At 64.0% G+C, this 15,358-nt stretch carries 13 protein-coding genes and 1 tRNA gene; 8 read left to right on the plus strand and 6 right to left on the minus strand.

All coding sequences use genetic code 11. The annotated features are described in order from the left end of the window. The first annotated feature begins 86 nt into the window (after positions 1 to 86). From GV068_RS20460 to GV068_RS20485, 6 genes are all read left to right on the plus strand, one after another. Positions 87 to 1,256: a methyl-accepting chemotaxis protein gene (locus GV068_RS20460; protein WP_159702159.1), complete on the plus strand. Its 1,170-nt coding sequence runs from the start codon at positions 87 to 89 to the stop codon at positions 1,254 to 1,256. A 104-nt stretch (positions 1,257 to 1,360) separates the two neighbouring features. Next, positions 1,361 to 2,056, plus strand: coding sequence for a hypothetical protein (locus tag GV068_RS20465; protein ID WP_159702162.1), 696 nt, complete (start codon positions 1,361 to 1,363; stop codon positions 2,054 to 2,056). A gap of 108 nt (positions 2,057 to 2,164) precedes the next feature. Continuing rightward, positions 2,165 to 3,181 carry a BON domain-containing protein gene (locus GV068_RS20470; RefSeq protein ID WP_159702165.1) on the plus strand — a complete coding sequence of 339 codons (1,017 nt, stop codon included), beginning with the start codon at positions 2,165 to 2,167 and terminating at the stop codon, positions 3,179 to 3,181. Between the two features lie 115 nt (positions 3,182 to 3,296). Beyond that, positions 3,297 to 4,124, plus strand: a complete 828-nt coding sequence (locus tag GV068_RS20475; RefSeq protein WP_229464382.1) for an HDOD domain-containing protein — start codon at positions 3,297 to 3,299, stop codon at positions 4,122 to 4,124. Between the two features lie 59 nt (positions 4,125 to 4,183). Beyond that, positions 4,184 to 4,747: a cysteine hydrolase family protein gene (locus GV068_RS20480; RefSeq protein WP_159702171.1), complete on the plus strand. Its 564-nt coding sequence runs from the start codon at positions 4,184 to 4,186 to the stop codon at positions 4,745 to 4,747. A 58-nt stretch (positions 4,748 to 4,805) separates the two neighbouring features. Then, positions 4,806 to 5,765, plus strand: coding sequence for a choice-of-anchor A family protein (locus tag GV068_RS20485; protein ID WP_159705319.1), 960 nt, complete (start codon positions 4,806 to 4,808; stop codon positions 5,763 to 5,765). A gap of 14 nt (positions 5,766 to 5,779) precedes the next feature. Here the strand turns inward: GV068_RS20485 and GV068_RS20490 are convergent, their stop codons facing one another. The 4 genes from GV068_RS20490 to GV068_RS20505 all read right to left on the minus strand — a co-directional run bounded on the left by GV068_RS20490 (position 5,780) and on the right by GV068_RS20505 (position 9,547). Further along, on the minus strand, positions 5,780 to 6,964 hold the full coding sequence (locus tag GV068_RS20490) for an MFS transporter (protein WP_229464385.1): 1,185 nt from the start codon (positions 6,962 to 6,964) through the stop codon (positions 5,780 to 5,782). 77 nt (positions 6,965 to 7,041) lie between these two features. Beyond that, the gene (locus tag GV068_RS20495; RefSeq protein ID WP_159702174.1) at positions 7,042 to 7,647 is read right to left on the minus strand and encodes a YigZ family protein; all 606 of its coding nucleotides are present in this window, start codon (positions 7,645 to 7,647) and stop codon (positions 7,042 to 7,044) included. A 64-nt stretch (positions 7,648 to 7,711) separates the two neighbouring features. After that, entirely contained in the window at positions 7,712 to 9,358 is a 1,647-nt protein-coding gene (locus GV068_RS20500; protein WP_159702177.1) for a choice-of-anchor I family protein, read from the minus strand. A gap of 113 nt (positions 9,359 to 9,471) precedes the next feature. Further along, positions 9,472 to 9,547 (minus strand) — tRNA-Lys (locus GV068_RS20505). A gap of 175 nt (positions 9,548 to 9,722) precedes the next feature. Here GV068_RS20505 and GV068_RS20510 point away from each other — a divergent pair. Then, positions 9,723 to 11,006, plus strand: a complete 1,284-nt coding sequence (locus GV068_RS20510) for a hypothetical protein (protein WP_159702180.1) — start codon at positions 9,723 to 9,725, stop codon at positions 11,004 to 11,006. An 18-nt stretch (positions 11,007 to 11,024) separates the two neighbouring features. On the opposite strand, the gene GV068_RS20515 is transcribed toward GV068_RS20510, so the two are convergent. Beyond that, positions 11,025 to 11,540, minus strand: a complete 516-nt coding sequence (locus GV068_RS20515) for a hypothetical protein (RefSeq protein ID WP_159702183.1) — start codon at positions 11,538 to 11,540, stop codon at positions 11,025 to 11,027. Positions 11,541 to 11,570: 30 nt separating this feature from the next. After that, positions 11,571 to 11,828 carry an RHS repeat-associated core domain-containing protein gene (locus GV068_RS25510; protein ID WP_159702186.1) on the minus strand — a complete coding sequence of 86 codons (258 nt, stop codon included), beginning with the start codon at positions 11,826 to 11,828 and terminating at the stop codon, positions 11,571 to 11,573. A gap of 229 nt (positions 11,829 to 12,057) precedes the next feature. Between GV068_RS25510 and GV068_RS20525 the strand changes: the two genes are divergently transcribed. Beyond that, positions 12,058 to 15,342, plus strand: coding sequence for a type VI secretion system Vgr family protein (locus GV068_RS20525; RefSeq protein ID WP_159702189.1), 3,285 nt, complete (start codon positions 12,058 to 12,060; stop codon positions 15,340 to 15,342). The last annotated feature ends 16 nt before the right edge of the window (positions 15,343 to 15,358 follow it).

The following is a 15,358-nucleotide window of genomic DNA, read 5'->3' on the forward strand; positions in this document are numbered from 1 at the left end:
AGGCTCCGTGTTATAGTCACAGCATTGCTTCGGGGAAATTATTGTGCGCTGTCCCGGCGCCGTCCCGCGGCCTGAACGACAAGAACATGACGACGAAGCCCCTCTCCACTGGCGCGCGATTGGCCATCGGCTACGGCGCCGTGATCCTCCTGATGATCGCGCTGGCCGTGCTCGCCGCGGCGCGCGCGGGGCAGATCGAGCAGCTCCTGTTCCGCATCGACGACGTCAACGGCATCAAGCAGCGCTATGCCTTCGAGCTGCGCTCCAGCGTGCGCGACCGCGCGATCGCTGTGCGCGACGTCGCCCTCGCTCCCGATCCGGCCGCAGCCGCAGCCCCGATCGCCCGCCTCAAGACCCTGGCCGATGCTTATGCGCAAGCGGCCTCGCCGCTGGACGCGCTGTTCCACGAACTCCCGAGTATCCAGCTCGGGGAGCGGGAATCGCTGGCCGCGATCAAGGAACAGGAAAGACGCACCCGTCCGCTGGTCGAGCGCATGGTCGCGCTGCACGCCCTGGGAGAAACCCAGGAAGCCAGGGCCCTGCTGGCGCAGCAGGTGGCGCCGGCCTTTGTCGACTGGCAGGCCAGCCTTGCGCGTTTCATCGAACTCGAAAGCAAGCTGTCGGCCGACGACATGGCCCATGCGCGCCAGCTGGCCTCCGGTTTTTCGCAGTGGATCGTGCTGCTGTGCGCAGGCGCCGTCGCAGCGGCCGTGTTCGGCACCTGGTATGTGTTGCGCGCCCTGCCGCGCACGGAGGCTGAACCGCTGAAGGACGATCCCGCAGCGGACCAACCGCCTGCCGCGCCGCCCAAGCGTGTCGACGACATCGTCGGCGCCATCGACGGCCTTGCCTTCCGCGCCAACATCCTGGCGCTCGACGCCGCCGTGCATGCGCTGCGCAGCGGCGAGCAGGACGAGGACAGCAACGCCGTGGTCCAGGAACTGCAAGCGCTGGCGCTGCGTTCCACGGCCGTGGTGAAGGATATCCGCGACCTGGTCGGCAGCCCGGTGGCCCAGATGGAAGACGCCGGCGCGCTGCAGGCGATCGCGAACGCGGTGGCGCGGGTCACCGCGGTGACCTCGGCGATCGGCCTCGAGGATGGCCAGGCGCCGGGCCAGAGCGAAAGCGCGCGCCGCACCACGGCCCTGCTGCAGGCATCCACCGCGGCAGCCGCCATGGAAGCGGAAGTGCAGCGCCTGGCTGCCATCCTGCCGCCGCTGCAGGGCGGCGAGCCCGCAGCTGCCGGGCAAAACTGACAAGTTTGCCGTTCTAAACACGGACAAATATTTTCCTCAAAGCAGGGCTTGAGCCCGGGCTAGAATTGCCGTTAGGCATTTCATTGTCCCTGGGAGAAATCGCGATGTTCAAGCCCTTCATGGCCGGCGTACTGGCGGCAAGCCTGTTCGCTCCGGCACTCCACGCCGCCGAGCTGACCACGCTGGAAAAGCGCTGGCTGGAAGCCGCCGGGCCGGTGCTGGCCTACTCCCAGCAACTTAAACTCCCCCTCGACATCACCGTGCAGCCCCAGCCGCGTCCCGGCGACGTGCCGCTGGCGATGGGCTTCGACAAGGGCCGCTGCAAACTGGTGATGTCGCTGCGCAACAACCCGGATGCCGAGACGGTGCTGGCCGGGATCCCCGAAGCCCAGCAGGGCGCGCTGATCGAAGCCATGGCGGCGCACGAGATCGCGCACTGCTGGCGTTATGCGCAAGGCGCCTGGCACGCGCTGCCGGCCGGCTTCGTCGAAGTGGGCGAGGAGCGCGCCGCGGACTCGTCGCTGCTGGCGGCCTCGAAAGCGATGCGCGAGACGCGCCGCGAAGAAGGCTTCGCCGACCTGGCCGCGCTGGCCTGGACCCGGCGCAGCAAGCCAGACGAGTACGCGCGCGTCTACCAGTGGCTGGCCGGCGTGCGCGACCGGGTCAGCGTGCCGCGTAGCGGGCACGACACCCGCGCCTGGGTGCGCCTGGCGGGCGACGGCGCCGCTTTCGGCAAGCTCGATGCGCCCTTCGACAACGTGGACGGACTGTGGCGCGAGGGCCTGCTCGCCACCGAATAGGCTTGGCGTAATGACACATCGTTGATGAGCGTTCGCTGTCGCACAGATGGCCTCGAGCGTCGGGCGTTTAATGATGACATCACAACAACCTACACCAAGGGACACATCATGAACCGACTCCTCGCCGCTCTGCTCGCCACCGTCGCCGGCACCACCATCGCCGCCGCTCCGGCCTTTGCCCAGAACGACGCCGCCGGCTACCGCACGGCAATGCAGAAGATCGAAGCCGACCACAAGGCCGCCAAGCAGAAATGCGATGCGCTCAAGGATGAGGACGTTTGCGAGGAACAGGCCGACGTCGCCCGCGCAAAAGCCGAACTGGCTGCCGTGACCAAGTACGACAACACCAGCGCCAACCGCGAATCGGCACGCCGCAAGCTGGCCGAGGCCGAGTACGAACTGGCCGAAGAGAAGTGCGACACCATGAAGGGCAACGCCAAGGACAGCTGCATGAACAATGCCAAGTCGGTGCGCACCGCCGCCCTGGCAGACATCAAGGGCACGACCGACGGCAAGGCTGCCAGCACCGGCGGCAGCGGCTCCACCGCCGCCACCGGCAGCGCCGGCCTGGTCGCCAGCACCGACACCAAGGATCCGGTGAAGGCGGCTGCCGTCGAGAAGTGCGAAGAAAAGGGCAACAAGACCGCCTGCCTGGTCGAGAACAAGGACAAGCCTGACACCGCCCTCGAGCGCGCCGGCGAGAAGACCCGCGCCGCCGCGGCCGGCGTGGTCGCCAAGACCAAGGAAGCGGCCCATAACGTGGCCGACAAGACCCGTGAAGTCACTTCCGGCGCCGCGGCCCGCACCGAGCGTACTGCCGAGAACGTCGGCGACAAGACCCGCGACACCGCCTCCACCGCGGCCGACAAGACCGAGAAGGCGACCGAGCGCGCCGGCTCGCGCACCGCGACCGCGATGTCGGATACGGCCATCACCGCCAAGGTCAAGGCCGGCCTGGCCGCGGCGCCGGACACCAGCGCCCTGGCCGTCAAGGTCGAGACCGAGAAGGGCGTCGTCATGCTGAGCGGCTTCGTCGACTCGAAGGCCGAAGCCGAGCGCGCCGAGAAGGTCGCCAAGGGCGTCGAAGGCGTGACCAAGGTGAAGAGCACCATCAAGGTCAAGTAAGCCTGCAGCATCGCTCAGGTCCCGAGCCCGCACGGTGCGCCGTGCGGGCTTTTTCTTTGGAATGCGCCGCCGCATATTGCCGGGGCGGCACAGAGCGCAGGGGTATAATTACTTTGTGAACAAACTTGAAGCCTTCGGATATATTGCCGCCCAGGCCGCACGCGGGGACATCACCTTTCCCACCAGCGTGAATGCCGTGCTGCGCCTGCAGCTGGCCCTGGACGATCCGGATTGCCACGTGGACGAGGCGATCCGCCTCGTGCTGTCCGAACCGCAGCTGGCCGCACGCACCGTGGCGCTGGCCAACACTGCCGCCTACGGCAGCGGCGCCGGCGGCGCGCAGGTCAACAATGTACGCGCCGCCGTGCTGCGCATCGGCTACCGCCGCCTGCGCGGCCTGGTCGCCGCCCTGATGGTGCGCCAGTTTGGCCACCGCATCGCCGACCCGCTGCTGCGCGCCCGGGCCGAGCAGCTGTGGACCCACAGCGTGCAGGTGGCGGCGCTGGCGCAGGCACTGGCGCGCCACGTCACGAAGGTCGATCCCGACACCGCCCTGTTCGCCGGCATCGTGCACGAAGTCGGCGGCTTCTACCTGCTGTCGCGCGCCGACGAATTCCCCGGCCTGCTCGAGGACGATACCGAGAACTGGGGCGTGCTGGTGGAGGACGTGGCGAGCGTGGAGATCATGCGCAAGCTGGCGATCCCGGCCGACGTGGCCGACGCCGTCTGCGGCTTGCGCGACGCGGTGCTGTCGCAGGAGCCGCAGTCCCTGCTCGACACCCTGGTGCTGGCCAACCGCTACGCCATGGTGGCCTCGCCGCTGGGCGGCGTGGGCCAGCACGACGATTACGCCAGCGGTCCGCTCGACGCCGCCACGCTGCAGTTGCTGCGCAGCGAAGCCGCGGACACCGCCCAGGCGCTGGGCGACGTTGCGCTGGTTTGATTCCTGAATTCTGATTTTTGCCGCCGCTCTCGCCGCCTTCTCTCTTTTTGGGACAGACAATGCAAGCCTTGCCCTCCAACGCCGCCCTGATCAGCATCGACGTGCAGCAGGCCTTCGACGACCCGCGCTGGGGCCAGCGCAACAATCCAGACGCGGAGCAGAACATCGCCGCGCTGCTGGCAGCCTGGCGCGAGACAGGGCGCCCCATCTTCCACATCCAGCACCGCTCGGCCTCGCCGACCGGCCTGTTCCGTGAAGGAACGCCCGGCTTCGCGCACAAGCCGGAAGGTCGGCCGCTGGCGGGCGAGCCGGTCATCGTCAAGAGCGTGAACAGTTCCTTTATCGGCACCGACCTGGAGGCGCGCCTGCGTGCGGCCGGCATCGGGGTGCTGGTGATCGTCGGGCTCACGACCGACCATTGCGTTTCGACGACGGCGCGCATGGCCGGCAACTTCGGCTTCGACACTTGGTTCGTGGCGGACGCCACCGCCACATTCGAGCGCACCGGTCCGGACGGCCGCCACTTCACGGCCGAGGAGATGCACGACACGGCCCTGGCTAGCCTGCATGGCGAATTTGCAACAGTTATATGGACAGAAGAGGTAGTGACAGCGCTGGCATGAGCAAACTGCCAGATCTGATGATACCATTGGGAATCTTATATTTCCTTTTGGAATCATCATGCACCGTCCAGCACTGAAGGTAGTAGCGTTCGCAGCACTCCTGGCGGCTGGGTCAGCCCAGGCCGGTGTCCTCGACCTGGGCAGCATGATGGGCGGCGCCAATATCTACACGCTGGGGAATTTTTCGGCCCGGTCGAGCGACGTCGAAGGCGCCGTCATCGCCGGCGGCAACGTCAACATCAGTGCCTATTCCATCAATGCCAACAAGCGGGCCGCCTACGGCAGCCATGCGGTGATTGCAGGTGGCGACATTACGCTGAAGGGTGGATCGATCAGCAACGGCAAGATGTACGCCGGCGGCAAGGTCACGCTGGAAAACGCGACGAGGCCGCAAAGCACCAGCACCAGCCCCGTCGATTTCGCGGCGGCCTCGTCCTATTACCTCAAACTGTCGAGCGAGCTGGCGGCGGTCCAGGGCACCGGTAGTGTGAGCAAGCTGTGGAGCGGTGTGAAGCTGACCGGCAGCGGCCTCGGTAGCGTGGACGTGTTCAATGTGTCGGCGGACATGTTCCGTACGTCGAGCAGCTGGACCCTGGACAAGCTGGTGGCCGGCCAGACCCTGATCTTCAACATCAGCGGAGAAAGCGCCACCTTCAACGACGGCGGCATTAGCTTCGAGCCGCTGAGCAACTACAACGTGCTGTTCAACTTCCCGGATGCGAAGGCGCTCAACGTCAAGGGCATCATCGGCAGCGTGCTGGCGCCCAAAGCAGCCGTCACCGCCGACTGGGGCGTGATCAATGGCCAGGTGGTGGTGGGCAGCTGGAACTCGACCATCCAGGTGAATTCCAACCATTACTTCACGCCGACCCAGCTCGCGGGTTTCCGTGACCTGCAGACCGATCCTTCCAACATCACCGTGCCGGAGCCGGGCACGCTGGCCCTGATGCTGGCCGGCGTCGGCGTGGCCTTTGCCAGCCGCCGCAAGCGCATACGTGCGATTCCCGCAGCGGCCTGAAGCCGCCTTTTTTGTCAGCAGACGCAGCGCGTCTGCGCGCGGCCCTGCATCAGCATCGCCACCGACAGCGCCACGCCCGCGAAGGCGAGACCGGCTGCGACCCATTGCGGCGAGGCATACGAGTAGCCCAGCGTTAGCGGAATCCCGCCGAGGAAGGCACCTAGGGCGTTGCCGATATTGAAGCCCGATTGTCCCAGCGAGGAGCCCAGCATTTCCGCTTCGCGCGAATGCTCGATCAGCAGCATCTGGATCGGCGGACCCAACGCCAGCGCATTGGCGCCGCAGGCAAAGGCCAGCAGGAGCATGGCCGGCTGCGAGCTGGCGAACATGCCATTGCACAGCAGCAGGGTCGTCATCGTGGCGAGCAGGATCAGGATCGCCTGTAGCGGCGGTACGCGGTCGGCCAGGCGGCCGCCCAGGTTCACGCCCACCGTCATGCCGACGCCGACCACCGTCATCACCAGCGGAATGGAGGCGGGTGCGAAGTGGGTGACTTCGGTCAGCAGCGGCGCGATATAGCTGAAGAAGGCGAAGAAGCCGCCGGTCCCGATCGAGGTGATGGCCAGCGCCAGCCACAGGGCCGGCTTGCGGAAGATGCGCAAGTCCTGCATCAGGCTGGTACGCGCCTTGGCTTCGATATGGGGCACTAGCCGGAGCAGCGCAAGCACGGTGACGAGGCCGATCGCCGCCACCACCAGGAACACCGCGCGCCAGCTCATGTTATGGCCGAGCCAGGTTCCGGCCGGCACGCCGACGACGTTGGCGAGGGTCAGGCCGGTGAACATGGTGGCCAGCGCGGCGGCGACCTTGCCCTCGTCGGCCAGGCGGCTGGCCACGACCGCGCCGACGCCGAAGAAGGCGCCGTGCGGCAGGCCGGCCATAAAGCGCGACAGCATCATGATCTCGAAGTTCGGCGCAAAAGCCGACATCGCATTAAACAGCGTGAACATCGCCATGAACCACGTCAAGACCGTGCGCGGCGGACGATGCGCCATCAGGCTGACTAGAAGCGGCGCGCCGACCACGACGCCCAGTGCATAGGCGGTGATCAGGTGGCCGGCCTGCGGGATGCTGATATTCAGGCCGCTGGCGACGTCGGGCAGGATGCCCATGATGACGAACTCGGTCATGCCGATGCCGAAGCCGCCGAGGGCGAGGGGAAAGAGGCTTTTCTTGATCAAAACGGGCAGATTTCTCATCTTAGTGGATCGGCCACTATAGCCCCTAGCGCGCCCCGAGTCCGCTTTCGAGTCGTGATGACTGGTATAGCGCAGGCCTATGCAGGCACGCCATCTTCGCCTTGTGGCCAGCCAATGCGGCCGTGGCCGGCGTTGTCGAGGCGGGTGCGCAGGGCGCCGGCATCCTGGGCCGGCAGGCTGAAATCGAACAAGACCTCGTCGCCATGCGCCACCTCGAGCAGGCGGGCGCCTGCCGCATCGAGCTCGCGCCGCACCAGGCCTTCCAGTGCATACGGCGCCGTGCAGCGCAGCTGCTGCAGCTTGATGATCGGCACCTTCTGCGCCTGCAGCAGGGCTTGGGCGACACTGTCGGTGTAGGCGCGCACCAGTCCGCCGGCGCCCAGCTTGACCCCGCCGAAGTAGCGCACCACGGTGGCCAGCACGCCTTCCAGGTCCTGGTGGCGCAGCACGTCGAGCATCGGACGCCCCGCCGTGCCGCTCGGCTCGCCGTCGTCGACCGCGGCCGACTGGCCGCCCGCCAGCAGCGACCAGCACACGTGGGCGGCGCCGGGATGCTCGGCGCGCAGGCTTGCCACGACCTGCTGGGCGCCGGCGCGGTCCGGCATCGGCTGGACACAGGCGATGAAGCGGCTCTTCTTGATGACGAGTTCGAAGTGGACGGGGGCAGCGATGGAATAAGGCATGGCGCCGATTATCGGCGGCGCGGGAAGAAATGCCAACCGTCATGGCTGGCATTTCCCGGGGAGCTTAGTAGCTGAGGTTGAGTTGCAGGATGGCCGTGGTGCCGCTGACCTCGTTGCCGACGATAAGCAGCGGCTTGCTGTTGGGCGACTTGTCGGCCGGGATCAGGGTCAGGCCTTCCGGACCCAGGTCGCCGGTGTCGTTGGTCCGCGTGTTGAGGTAGGTAACGAAGCTGGCCGCCGATGGCTTGCTGACGTCGTAGACCATGACGCCGCCGACGCGCTCCAGGCCGATGAAGGCATAGGTCTTCTTGCCGAAGCGGCCCACGGCCACGCCTTCCGGTTCCGGACCCTTGGCCGGGCTGCGGCTGTCGAGTGTGTTGTTGTCGTTGCTGGCGTTGAACTGGGCGTTCGGCAGCGACACGGTCTTGCGTTCGAACTCGTCGCCCGAGTCGTACACGCGGCTCAGGTTGCTGTCCCAGATCGAGAAGGAGCGGGCCCCGAAACTGTACAGCTCGGTGCACTGGCCCGCCGCATTCTTGCCGGTGCTGCCGCCGTTCGGGGTGGTGGTGATGCGCAGGCGGCCCAGGTTCGAATCGAGGATCAGGTTGGCGGCATCGCCGAACAGGGCCGGGTCGAGTCCGGCGCTGCAATGGGTGCGCACGCGCGTTTCTTCATTAAAGCCTGGCCAGTCGGCGCGCGCGTCGCCTTCATTGGCGGTGATCAGGTAGGTGCTGCCATCCACCGTGAAACGGGCGATCGCGTCAGGTAAATACATGCCTTTCACCGGCTGCGGGGCGATCCGGACGGCCGGGGTGCCGCTGTTGGTATTGGTGCCGCCGTCCTCGTCCGAGGCGTCGAGGCCCATGCCGGCCAGGTTGTGGTTCTTGGTGCCGAGCGGCTTGATCGCGGTGACCTTGGCGGTGGCGACGTCGACGATCGCGACCGCATTGTTTTCCTGCAGGGTGACGTAGGCAGTGCGGCCATCCTCGCTGGTGGCGATGTATTCCGGCTCGAAATCCTGGGCCGCGCTCGCGCCAGGACCGTAGATGCGGATGCCCTGTGCGCGCAGCGCGGCTTCCTGGCCGTTGAAGGCGCGGAAGTCGGCGGTGGCCACCGTCGGCGTGCCGCCACGATTGACCGTGATGACGCTGACTGAACCTTCCGGATCGCTCGAATCCGCCAATCCGTAGCTGTTCGGTTCGCCTTCGTTGGCGACCAGTAGGGTGCGCCCATCCGGCGTAAAGGTGAGCATGTCGGGCAGGGCGCCGACCTTGACGCTGTTCACCAGCTTCAGGTCGGCGGCATTGTAGAAGGCGACGGTGCCGGGATTGGTCTTGGGCGCGGCTTCGATCGCCAGCGCCACCAGGCCGTCGTGGACGGCGACGCTGTTCACGCCGGCGCCCAGGCCGCTCACGTTGATGGTGCCAACCAGTTTCGGTGCGGACGGGGTGGAAAGATCCAGCACGTCGACCGTGCCGTTGGCGCCGTTGACCACGAACAGGCGCTTGCTAGCGGCGTCGAAAGCCGTGATCTCGGCGGCGCCGACCTTGCCGCCGTTGTAACTGCCGATCTTTTCCAGCGCGAGCGTCGTTGGCGTCAGTTCTTCGTCGTCATGGCTGCTGCCGCAGCCGGCGAGGAGGCCGGCGGCAAGCATGGCGGCGCCGAGGATGCGCAGCGTTTTCGGAGGAGCGGCGTGGTCAAGAAACGGCATTGTCGGGTTCCCTTTGAAAAACCGACAGCATAGGAGGCGGGGATGACAGGAATATGACGAGCAAAACAAAAAAGGCGTCACGATTTCTCATGACGCCTTCCTTGCTGAATCTTTGGTAGGCCGTGCTGGGCTCGAACCAGCGACCAACGGATTAAAAGTCCGCTGCTCTACCAACTGAGCTAACGACCCGAAGAAGCCAAGATTATAGCGGCGTTTGCGCGAATATCCAAGTGCTTCGTTTCAATTTGTTAGCGTTGCAGGCAATCCTATCCAGGTTGCGCCAAGTTCCCCCTCCCGGGGGGATGGGACTGAGAGCGGGATGCCAGCACACTGGCGGCATCCGATTTGCTCTCTAGAGAATCCCATGTTCCAGCTAAAAAACCTCGCGCTGGCTGTGTCCAGCCTGTTCGTCCTGCCCGGCGCCCTGGCTGCGCAGCCGGTCCAGAAAGTGAAGCCGCCTGTGAGCCAGGCCTTTATTGACCTCGCAACCTTTTCCGGCGGCGCGCCAATGCCCGGCGGCGGGGGCGGCATGATGGGCGGCCTGTTCGGCGCCAAGAACAACGACAATAGCTTCGGCATGACCCAGGCCCAGAGCCCGGGCCGCTGGATGGACGTGACGCTCCTGACCCGCAACAATGGCAAGCTGAAAACCGCGACGCAAAGCGTGCCGGCCGGCTCCAGGCTGGCGCCCGTGCTGAACCTGCTGGCGCCGGAGCAGGGACCGGTGGAGCCCATCCCGGACGAGATTACCGACACGGAACCACCGAAGTTCGAGATGCCGAAGGGGAAAATGTACCTGTATTGGGGCTGCGGCGCGCAAGTGCGCAAAGGACAGCCTCTGGTCATCGACCTGGCCAAGATGGATCCCACCCAGTTCAACAAGTTCTTCCAGAACCGCGGCGCCACCACCCGCGTGCCGCGCCCGGCGCCGGGCCGCCCGGGCTGGCCGAACAAGAACGATGCCCGTCGCCTGCCGGAGGGCGCCTCGCTGATCGGCGAGCATGCCTTCGCCGGCGATGGCGTGGTGGACGGCTTCAAGTTCAACATCGACGCCCAGCACGATTTGATGCCCGCCGTCGAAGCGGCCCGCAACGACGAGGGCGCAGGCGTGCTGTTCAAGTGGAAGCCGATGCAGCAGGCCACCGGCTGGTTCGTGCAGGCGATGGGCATGCGCGACCCTGCCAAGGCCGAGAGCGGGGACATGGAAATGGTGTACTGGACCTCGAGCGAGCTGCCGGACATGGGCATGGGCCTGGTGAACTACCAGCCGAATGGCTCCGTCAGCAAGTGGCAAAAGGAAAAGGTGCTGCTGCCGGCGGCGGCGACCGAGTGCATGGCGCCGAAAGAGGCGGTCAGTGCGATGTCGATGTCGCGCGTGATCGCGTATGGCGAAGAGCTGAATATGGCCTATCCGCCGCGGCCGAAGGATCCGAAGGTGACCTGGGAGCCGCAATGGGACGTCAAGGTGCGGCTCAAATCGGTTGCTTCGCTGATGCCGGGCATGGGGGCGGCGATGCAGGCCGCCATGGCGGGACAGGAAGCGCCACCGGAAGAGAAACAGGCTACGCCGTCCGCAGGGAATACTGTCAAGGACGCCGTGACCCGGGGCGTGGTCGATTCGCTTGTGCGGGGGCTGTTCAAGCGGTGACGCTCGCTCGGGCGGCGGTCAAGTTTCGACGTGCTTGTCCTCTTCCTGCGCCTGGTGCATCGCTTCCGGTTCCAGCTTTTCGGCCTCGACGTTCAGGCGGACAAACAAGCCCCAGCTGGCCAGCAGGATGGCGGCGGCGACGCCGATCGACGCGACCTGTGGAAGCAGCTCGGGTTTCGTATGCAGGAACTGGAACACCCCGACCAGGCATTCCACCCCGAGCGACACGACGACTACGATGAGAAAGCGAGACAGGAAGCGGCGCAGGCGGGTTGGCGAGCTGACATGCACTTCGCGCTGCACTTCTTCTTCCAGCACGGTCTGGCCCAGCTCAAAAGCGGCGACCGAGATCGTCAGCAGGCCCACGCATTCCAGAATCAGCTGGAACTGCTGCTGGACCGTCTGGTCGCCTTTGCCCATGATAGCCGACCAGATTTCCATCGTGGCCAGGGCGATCAGGGTGAACCCGCAAATAAAGAACAACAGGGCGATGAGGATGTAGCCAATGGAGCTGAGTTTCTGCAAGTGTTTCACGGGCGCCTCGCGACAGGGAGTGTAGCTACTCTAGCATTGCAAGATGTGCGTGACTGTTCGCCAGGACACGGCTGGCAGCATCGGCACGAACGGGCCGATGGGGTCACGCGAAATGAACCTGCCGGCATGAGGGTCGTAGTAGCCATGTCGACCGCATTGCAGACCCGTCTCACCATCACGGTACTGTCCCGGATTTTGACTCCCCGCCTGGTAGGCAGCCTTGCTGATCGCTTCCTTCGCTTCCCCCCGCGCCTTGTAATGAACCGACCACGCGTCCTGCTCCCGCAATCCGTTAGTTCCTGCAGCGTGCCCAGATGATCACATTGAGGAAGATGTTCTGGATGAATTTCACGATGCACTGAGGAGCGTGAGTTGCAAATAATTTAACTAAATATTTGCAATAGACGTGTTCGGTTTGCAGAGCTCTGCAACTGATGACACGGCGCAAGAATTGCTGTGCGGACTGCTTATATCGTGAGGGCTTCGGCTGCCGAGTTCACGAGGAACGGTTACGGTCATGAGCATGACGTTGACGGATCAGATCTTTACCGCCCTGGCTGAATTCAGCAGCGCAAGCCGGCTGTACGACCTCAAGATCGGCGATGGAGAAGAAGGCGGGCTGCTGGTCGAAGCCTTCTTTGCACAGGATGGCGTGCAGGAAGTCGGGACGCGCGATGTGATTGCGCTGTCTACGGATGCTTACCTGGAACTCGATAGTCTGCTGGGGCAGCCGGCGACGCTGGAGATCTGCCTGGCGGATGGCGTTCGCGAGCGCTTTGGTGGGGAAATCTGTGAAGCCGCCATGCTCGGCAGCGATGGCGGGCTGGCGCGGTATCGCATCCGGATGTCGTCCTGGTTATGGCGGCTGGAGCAGGTGCGCAATTGCCGCGTGTGGCAGGACAAGAGCGTTATCGAGATCGTCGATGCGGTATTCGAGGCCTATCAGCCGCTGGCACGCTGGCGTTGGAGCGAGGATACCGGCTCTTTTCTGGATGAAGTGTCGCCGCGCAGTTACTGCTGCCAGTATCGCGAGTCCGACCTCGACTTCGTCTCGCGTCTCCTTGCCGAAGAGGGACTGTGCTGGCGCATCGAGCAGATCGAGGATGGGCCCGGCGTGGTGCTGTTTGCCGACAGCAGCCAGCTGAGCGCTGTGCCGGAAGACACTAGCAGCGAGGCACATGGCGGTATCCGGTTCCACGGCGCGCGGTCGGTCGAGGAATCGGACAGCATCCAGGCATTGTCGGCGCAGCGTCGTTTGCATGCCTCGCTGACGACCGTGCTCAGTTACGACTACAAGGCGAAGCAGGCGGTCGCGGCCAGTTCGCCGTCGCACTACACCTGCGGCAGCAAGTTGCCGGTGCTCGAATCGTACGACGTGCCTGGGCAGTATGCCTATGCGGACTGGCAGCAAGCACAGCACTATGCGGATCTGCGCATGCAGGAGCAGGAAGCGCGTGGGCAGATGTGGAACGGTCGCTCTACCGTGAGAACGCTGCGTGCCGGCACCCGGATGCAGGTCCTCGGTGCTCCGTTGCAGCAGCTTAGCGAAACAGCCTCGTTCACCGTACTGCGTGTGCTCAGCATTGGCGTCAACAACATGCCGCCAACGGCGCAGCATGCGCTTGCTGAACTGTTCGGGCCGATACCTGAGCTGCTGCAAGATCTCACCCGGACCGATATGCCCGACGACTTCGAACTGGCGATCGCACAGGCGCGGGAGACGGGTTATGCGAATTGTTTCAGCGCTGTCGCAAGCCAACTCATTTGGCGGCCGTCATTAGAGAGTATCAGCGGTCGCAGCTATCCCAAGCCAGTCGCTTTTGGGGCGCAAAGTGCCATCGTGGTCGGGGCTGACGGCAACGACCAACCGAGCGGTGCGGATGAGTTGTACTGCGACAGCTCGGGACGGATACGCATTCGTTTCCATTGGCAAGATAACGGCAACATGACTTCCTGGGTACGCGTCGCACAACGTTCCGCCGGCGGTGGCCTGGGCCAGCAATTTTTGCCGCGGATCGGTCAGGAAGTGCTGGTGCAGTTTCTGGAGAACGACATTGATCGCCCGATCGTCGTCGGCGCGCTCTACAACGGTCGAGGGGAGGGTGGAGTTGTCGCTACGCCAGGTGGGCGTCCCGACGGCGAGGCAGGCTTCTTTTGTTTTGAATCTGCGCGTGATCACGCAGCTTCAGGACAGGGAAACCTCAGCGCCGGGCACAGTCCGGTATGGCATGGCGCGTCCGCTGACAGTGCTGGACATCGCAACCCTGCGGCGCATTCGGGAATCCGTAGCAAGGAATTTGGTGGGTATGGCTACTCTCAACTCCTATTCGATGACACCGACGGACAGGGTCATGTGCAATCTAAAAGCACGCACGTGGGCAGCGAGCTGAATCTCGGACATCTGATGCACCTCGCGGATAACTACCGTGGCAGTTGCCGAGGCCTAGGTGTGGAACTGCGCAGCGATGCTAATGGCGCAGTGCGGGCGGGCGCTGGTATGCAAATAACGAGTTACAAGATCAGTCACAACGCTACCGAACGCGATGTGGTCGGGGAGGGCGCTGCCGGAATCGCGATGCTGATTACTTCCGAGAAGCTGGCGGCTTCCTTTAGTACAGCAACCGTTACGCATCAAACGGTTGGACTGGCAACGCATCTGGGAGTGAGCGCGGCAGATGAGAGTGCACTGGATGATAAATCGGCGCCATTGAAGGCTGTCTTAAAGGTGGCCTCAGGAATGGTCAGTACCGATTCGCTCGCTCAGGCCCGGTCCGACGTTGGTGCAAAGAACACCAGCAGCAGCAAGACCAAGGTGCCCCATACGACCGATCCGATTGTCGCGATCGCGGCGCAGGCGGGATTCGATGCCGTTGCAGGGCAGAGCGTACAGCTTGCCTGTAGCGAGACTGCGCTCCTGGCATGTGGGCAGGACATGCAGTATGTCAGCGGTGGACAGATGCGGATGCATATGGGGCAGGTAACTGGCGCACTTGGAGGAGCCGTTAAGGTAGGAGAAAACAGTCTAGGGTTACAGCTCATTACCGCAAAAGATGCGGTCAACATTCAGGCGCAGGCCGATGAGCTAAAGGTCAAAGCCCGGGACGATATCAAAGTCATCAGTGCAAATGCGCATGTCGATTGGGCCTCGCCCCAAAGCATTTGTCTGTCGACTGCTCGCGGGGCCAATCTCACCATCACCGGTGGCAACATCGTTGTGCAATGCCCAGGTCAGCTTGTTATCAATGCCAGCAAGAAGCACTTCAACAGCCCGCAAAGTCTCTCTTACCCGCTTCCACAGATGCCGCGGTCAGTCATCGAACCTCTCAAATTCGACTTGAGGCTGCAGGATATTCCAGGCAGATATGGGGTTGTCCCGGCTGGGGAGGAATGGAAGGTTGTAATGATGCACTCGGGTGCGGGGCTCAGTGACAACTGCGGTGGTGGGCTGAATCCACAAATATTTAACGAGAACAATTGGCATAGCGTCCTCTACGAGGGAATTGTGCCCGCCGATGGGGTGCTCTCCCTTACAGAAGACCAGAAGCGAAAGATTTTCGAGGAAGTAAAGATACAGCCGGGCCGCATCTGGCTAATTTCCGGCCTCACAGCTATGGCGTTGAAAACAGCAAGTTGGACGACTACTGCCGCGCAATCAAATCCCCGGCGGGTACTCGATGCGCTCAACTTCGCGCATTATGGCCGTGAGTTGGACGAGGTTTTGACAAACTACATCGGATTGGCGGCAACTGAAAACGATCCCGCTGTCACGACGAATACGCTGAAGCGTAAGGTGGATCTATGAAAATTGTTGCGGCTAG

The organism is Massilia sp. 9I (assembly GCF_902506415.1).
GTDB lineage: Bacteria > Pseudomonadota > Gammaproteobacteria > Burkholderiales > Burkholderiaceae_D > Telluria.

Coding starts and splice junctions, on each gene's coding strand:
- GV068_RS20460 (WP_159702159.1), top strand. CDS start 87: ATGACGACGAAGCCCCTCTCCACTGGCGCGCGATTGGCCATCGGCTAC.
- GV068_RS20465 (WP_159702162.1), top strand. CDS start 1,361: ATGTTCAAGCCCTTCATGGCCGGCGTACTGGCGGCAAGCCTGTTCGCT.
- GV068_RS20470 (WP_159702165.1), top strand. CDS start 2,165: ATGAACCGACTCCTCGCCGCTCTGCTCGCCACCGTCGCCGGCACCACC.
- GV068_RS20480 (WP_159702171.1), top strand. CDS start 4,184: ATGCAAGCCTTGCCCTCCAACGCCGCCCTGATCAGCATCGACGTGCAG.
- GV068_RS20485 (WP_159705319.1), top strand. CDS start 4,806: ATGCACCGTCCAGCACTGAAGGTAGTAGCGTTCGCAGCACTCCTGGCG.
- GV068_RS20490 (WP_229464385.1), bottom strand. CDS start 6,964: ATGAGAAATCTGCCCGTTTTGATCAAGAAAAGCCTCTTTCCCCTCGCC.
- GV068_RS20495 (WP_159702174.1), bottom strand. CDS start 7,647: ATGCCTTATTCCATCGCTGCCCCCGTCCACTTCGAACTCGTCATCAAG.
- GV068_RS20500 (WP_159702177.1), bottom strand. CDS start 9,358: ATGCCGTTTCTTGACCACGCCGCTCCTCCGAAAACGCTGCGCATCCTC.
- GV068_RS20510 (WP_159702180.1), top strand. CDS start 9,723: ATGTTCCAGCTAAAAAACCTCGCGCTGGCTGTGTCCAGCCTGTTCGTC.
- GV068_RS20525 (WP_159702189.1), top strand. CDS start 12,058: ATGAGCATGACGTTGACGGATCAGATCTTTACCGCCCTGGCTGAATTC.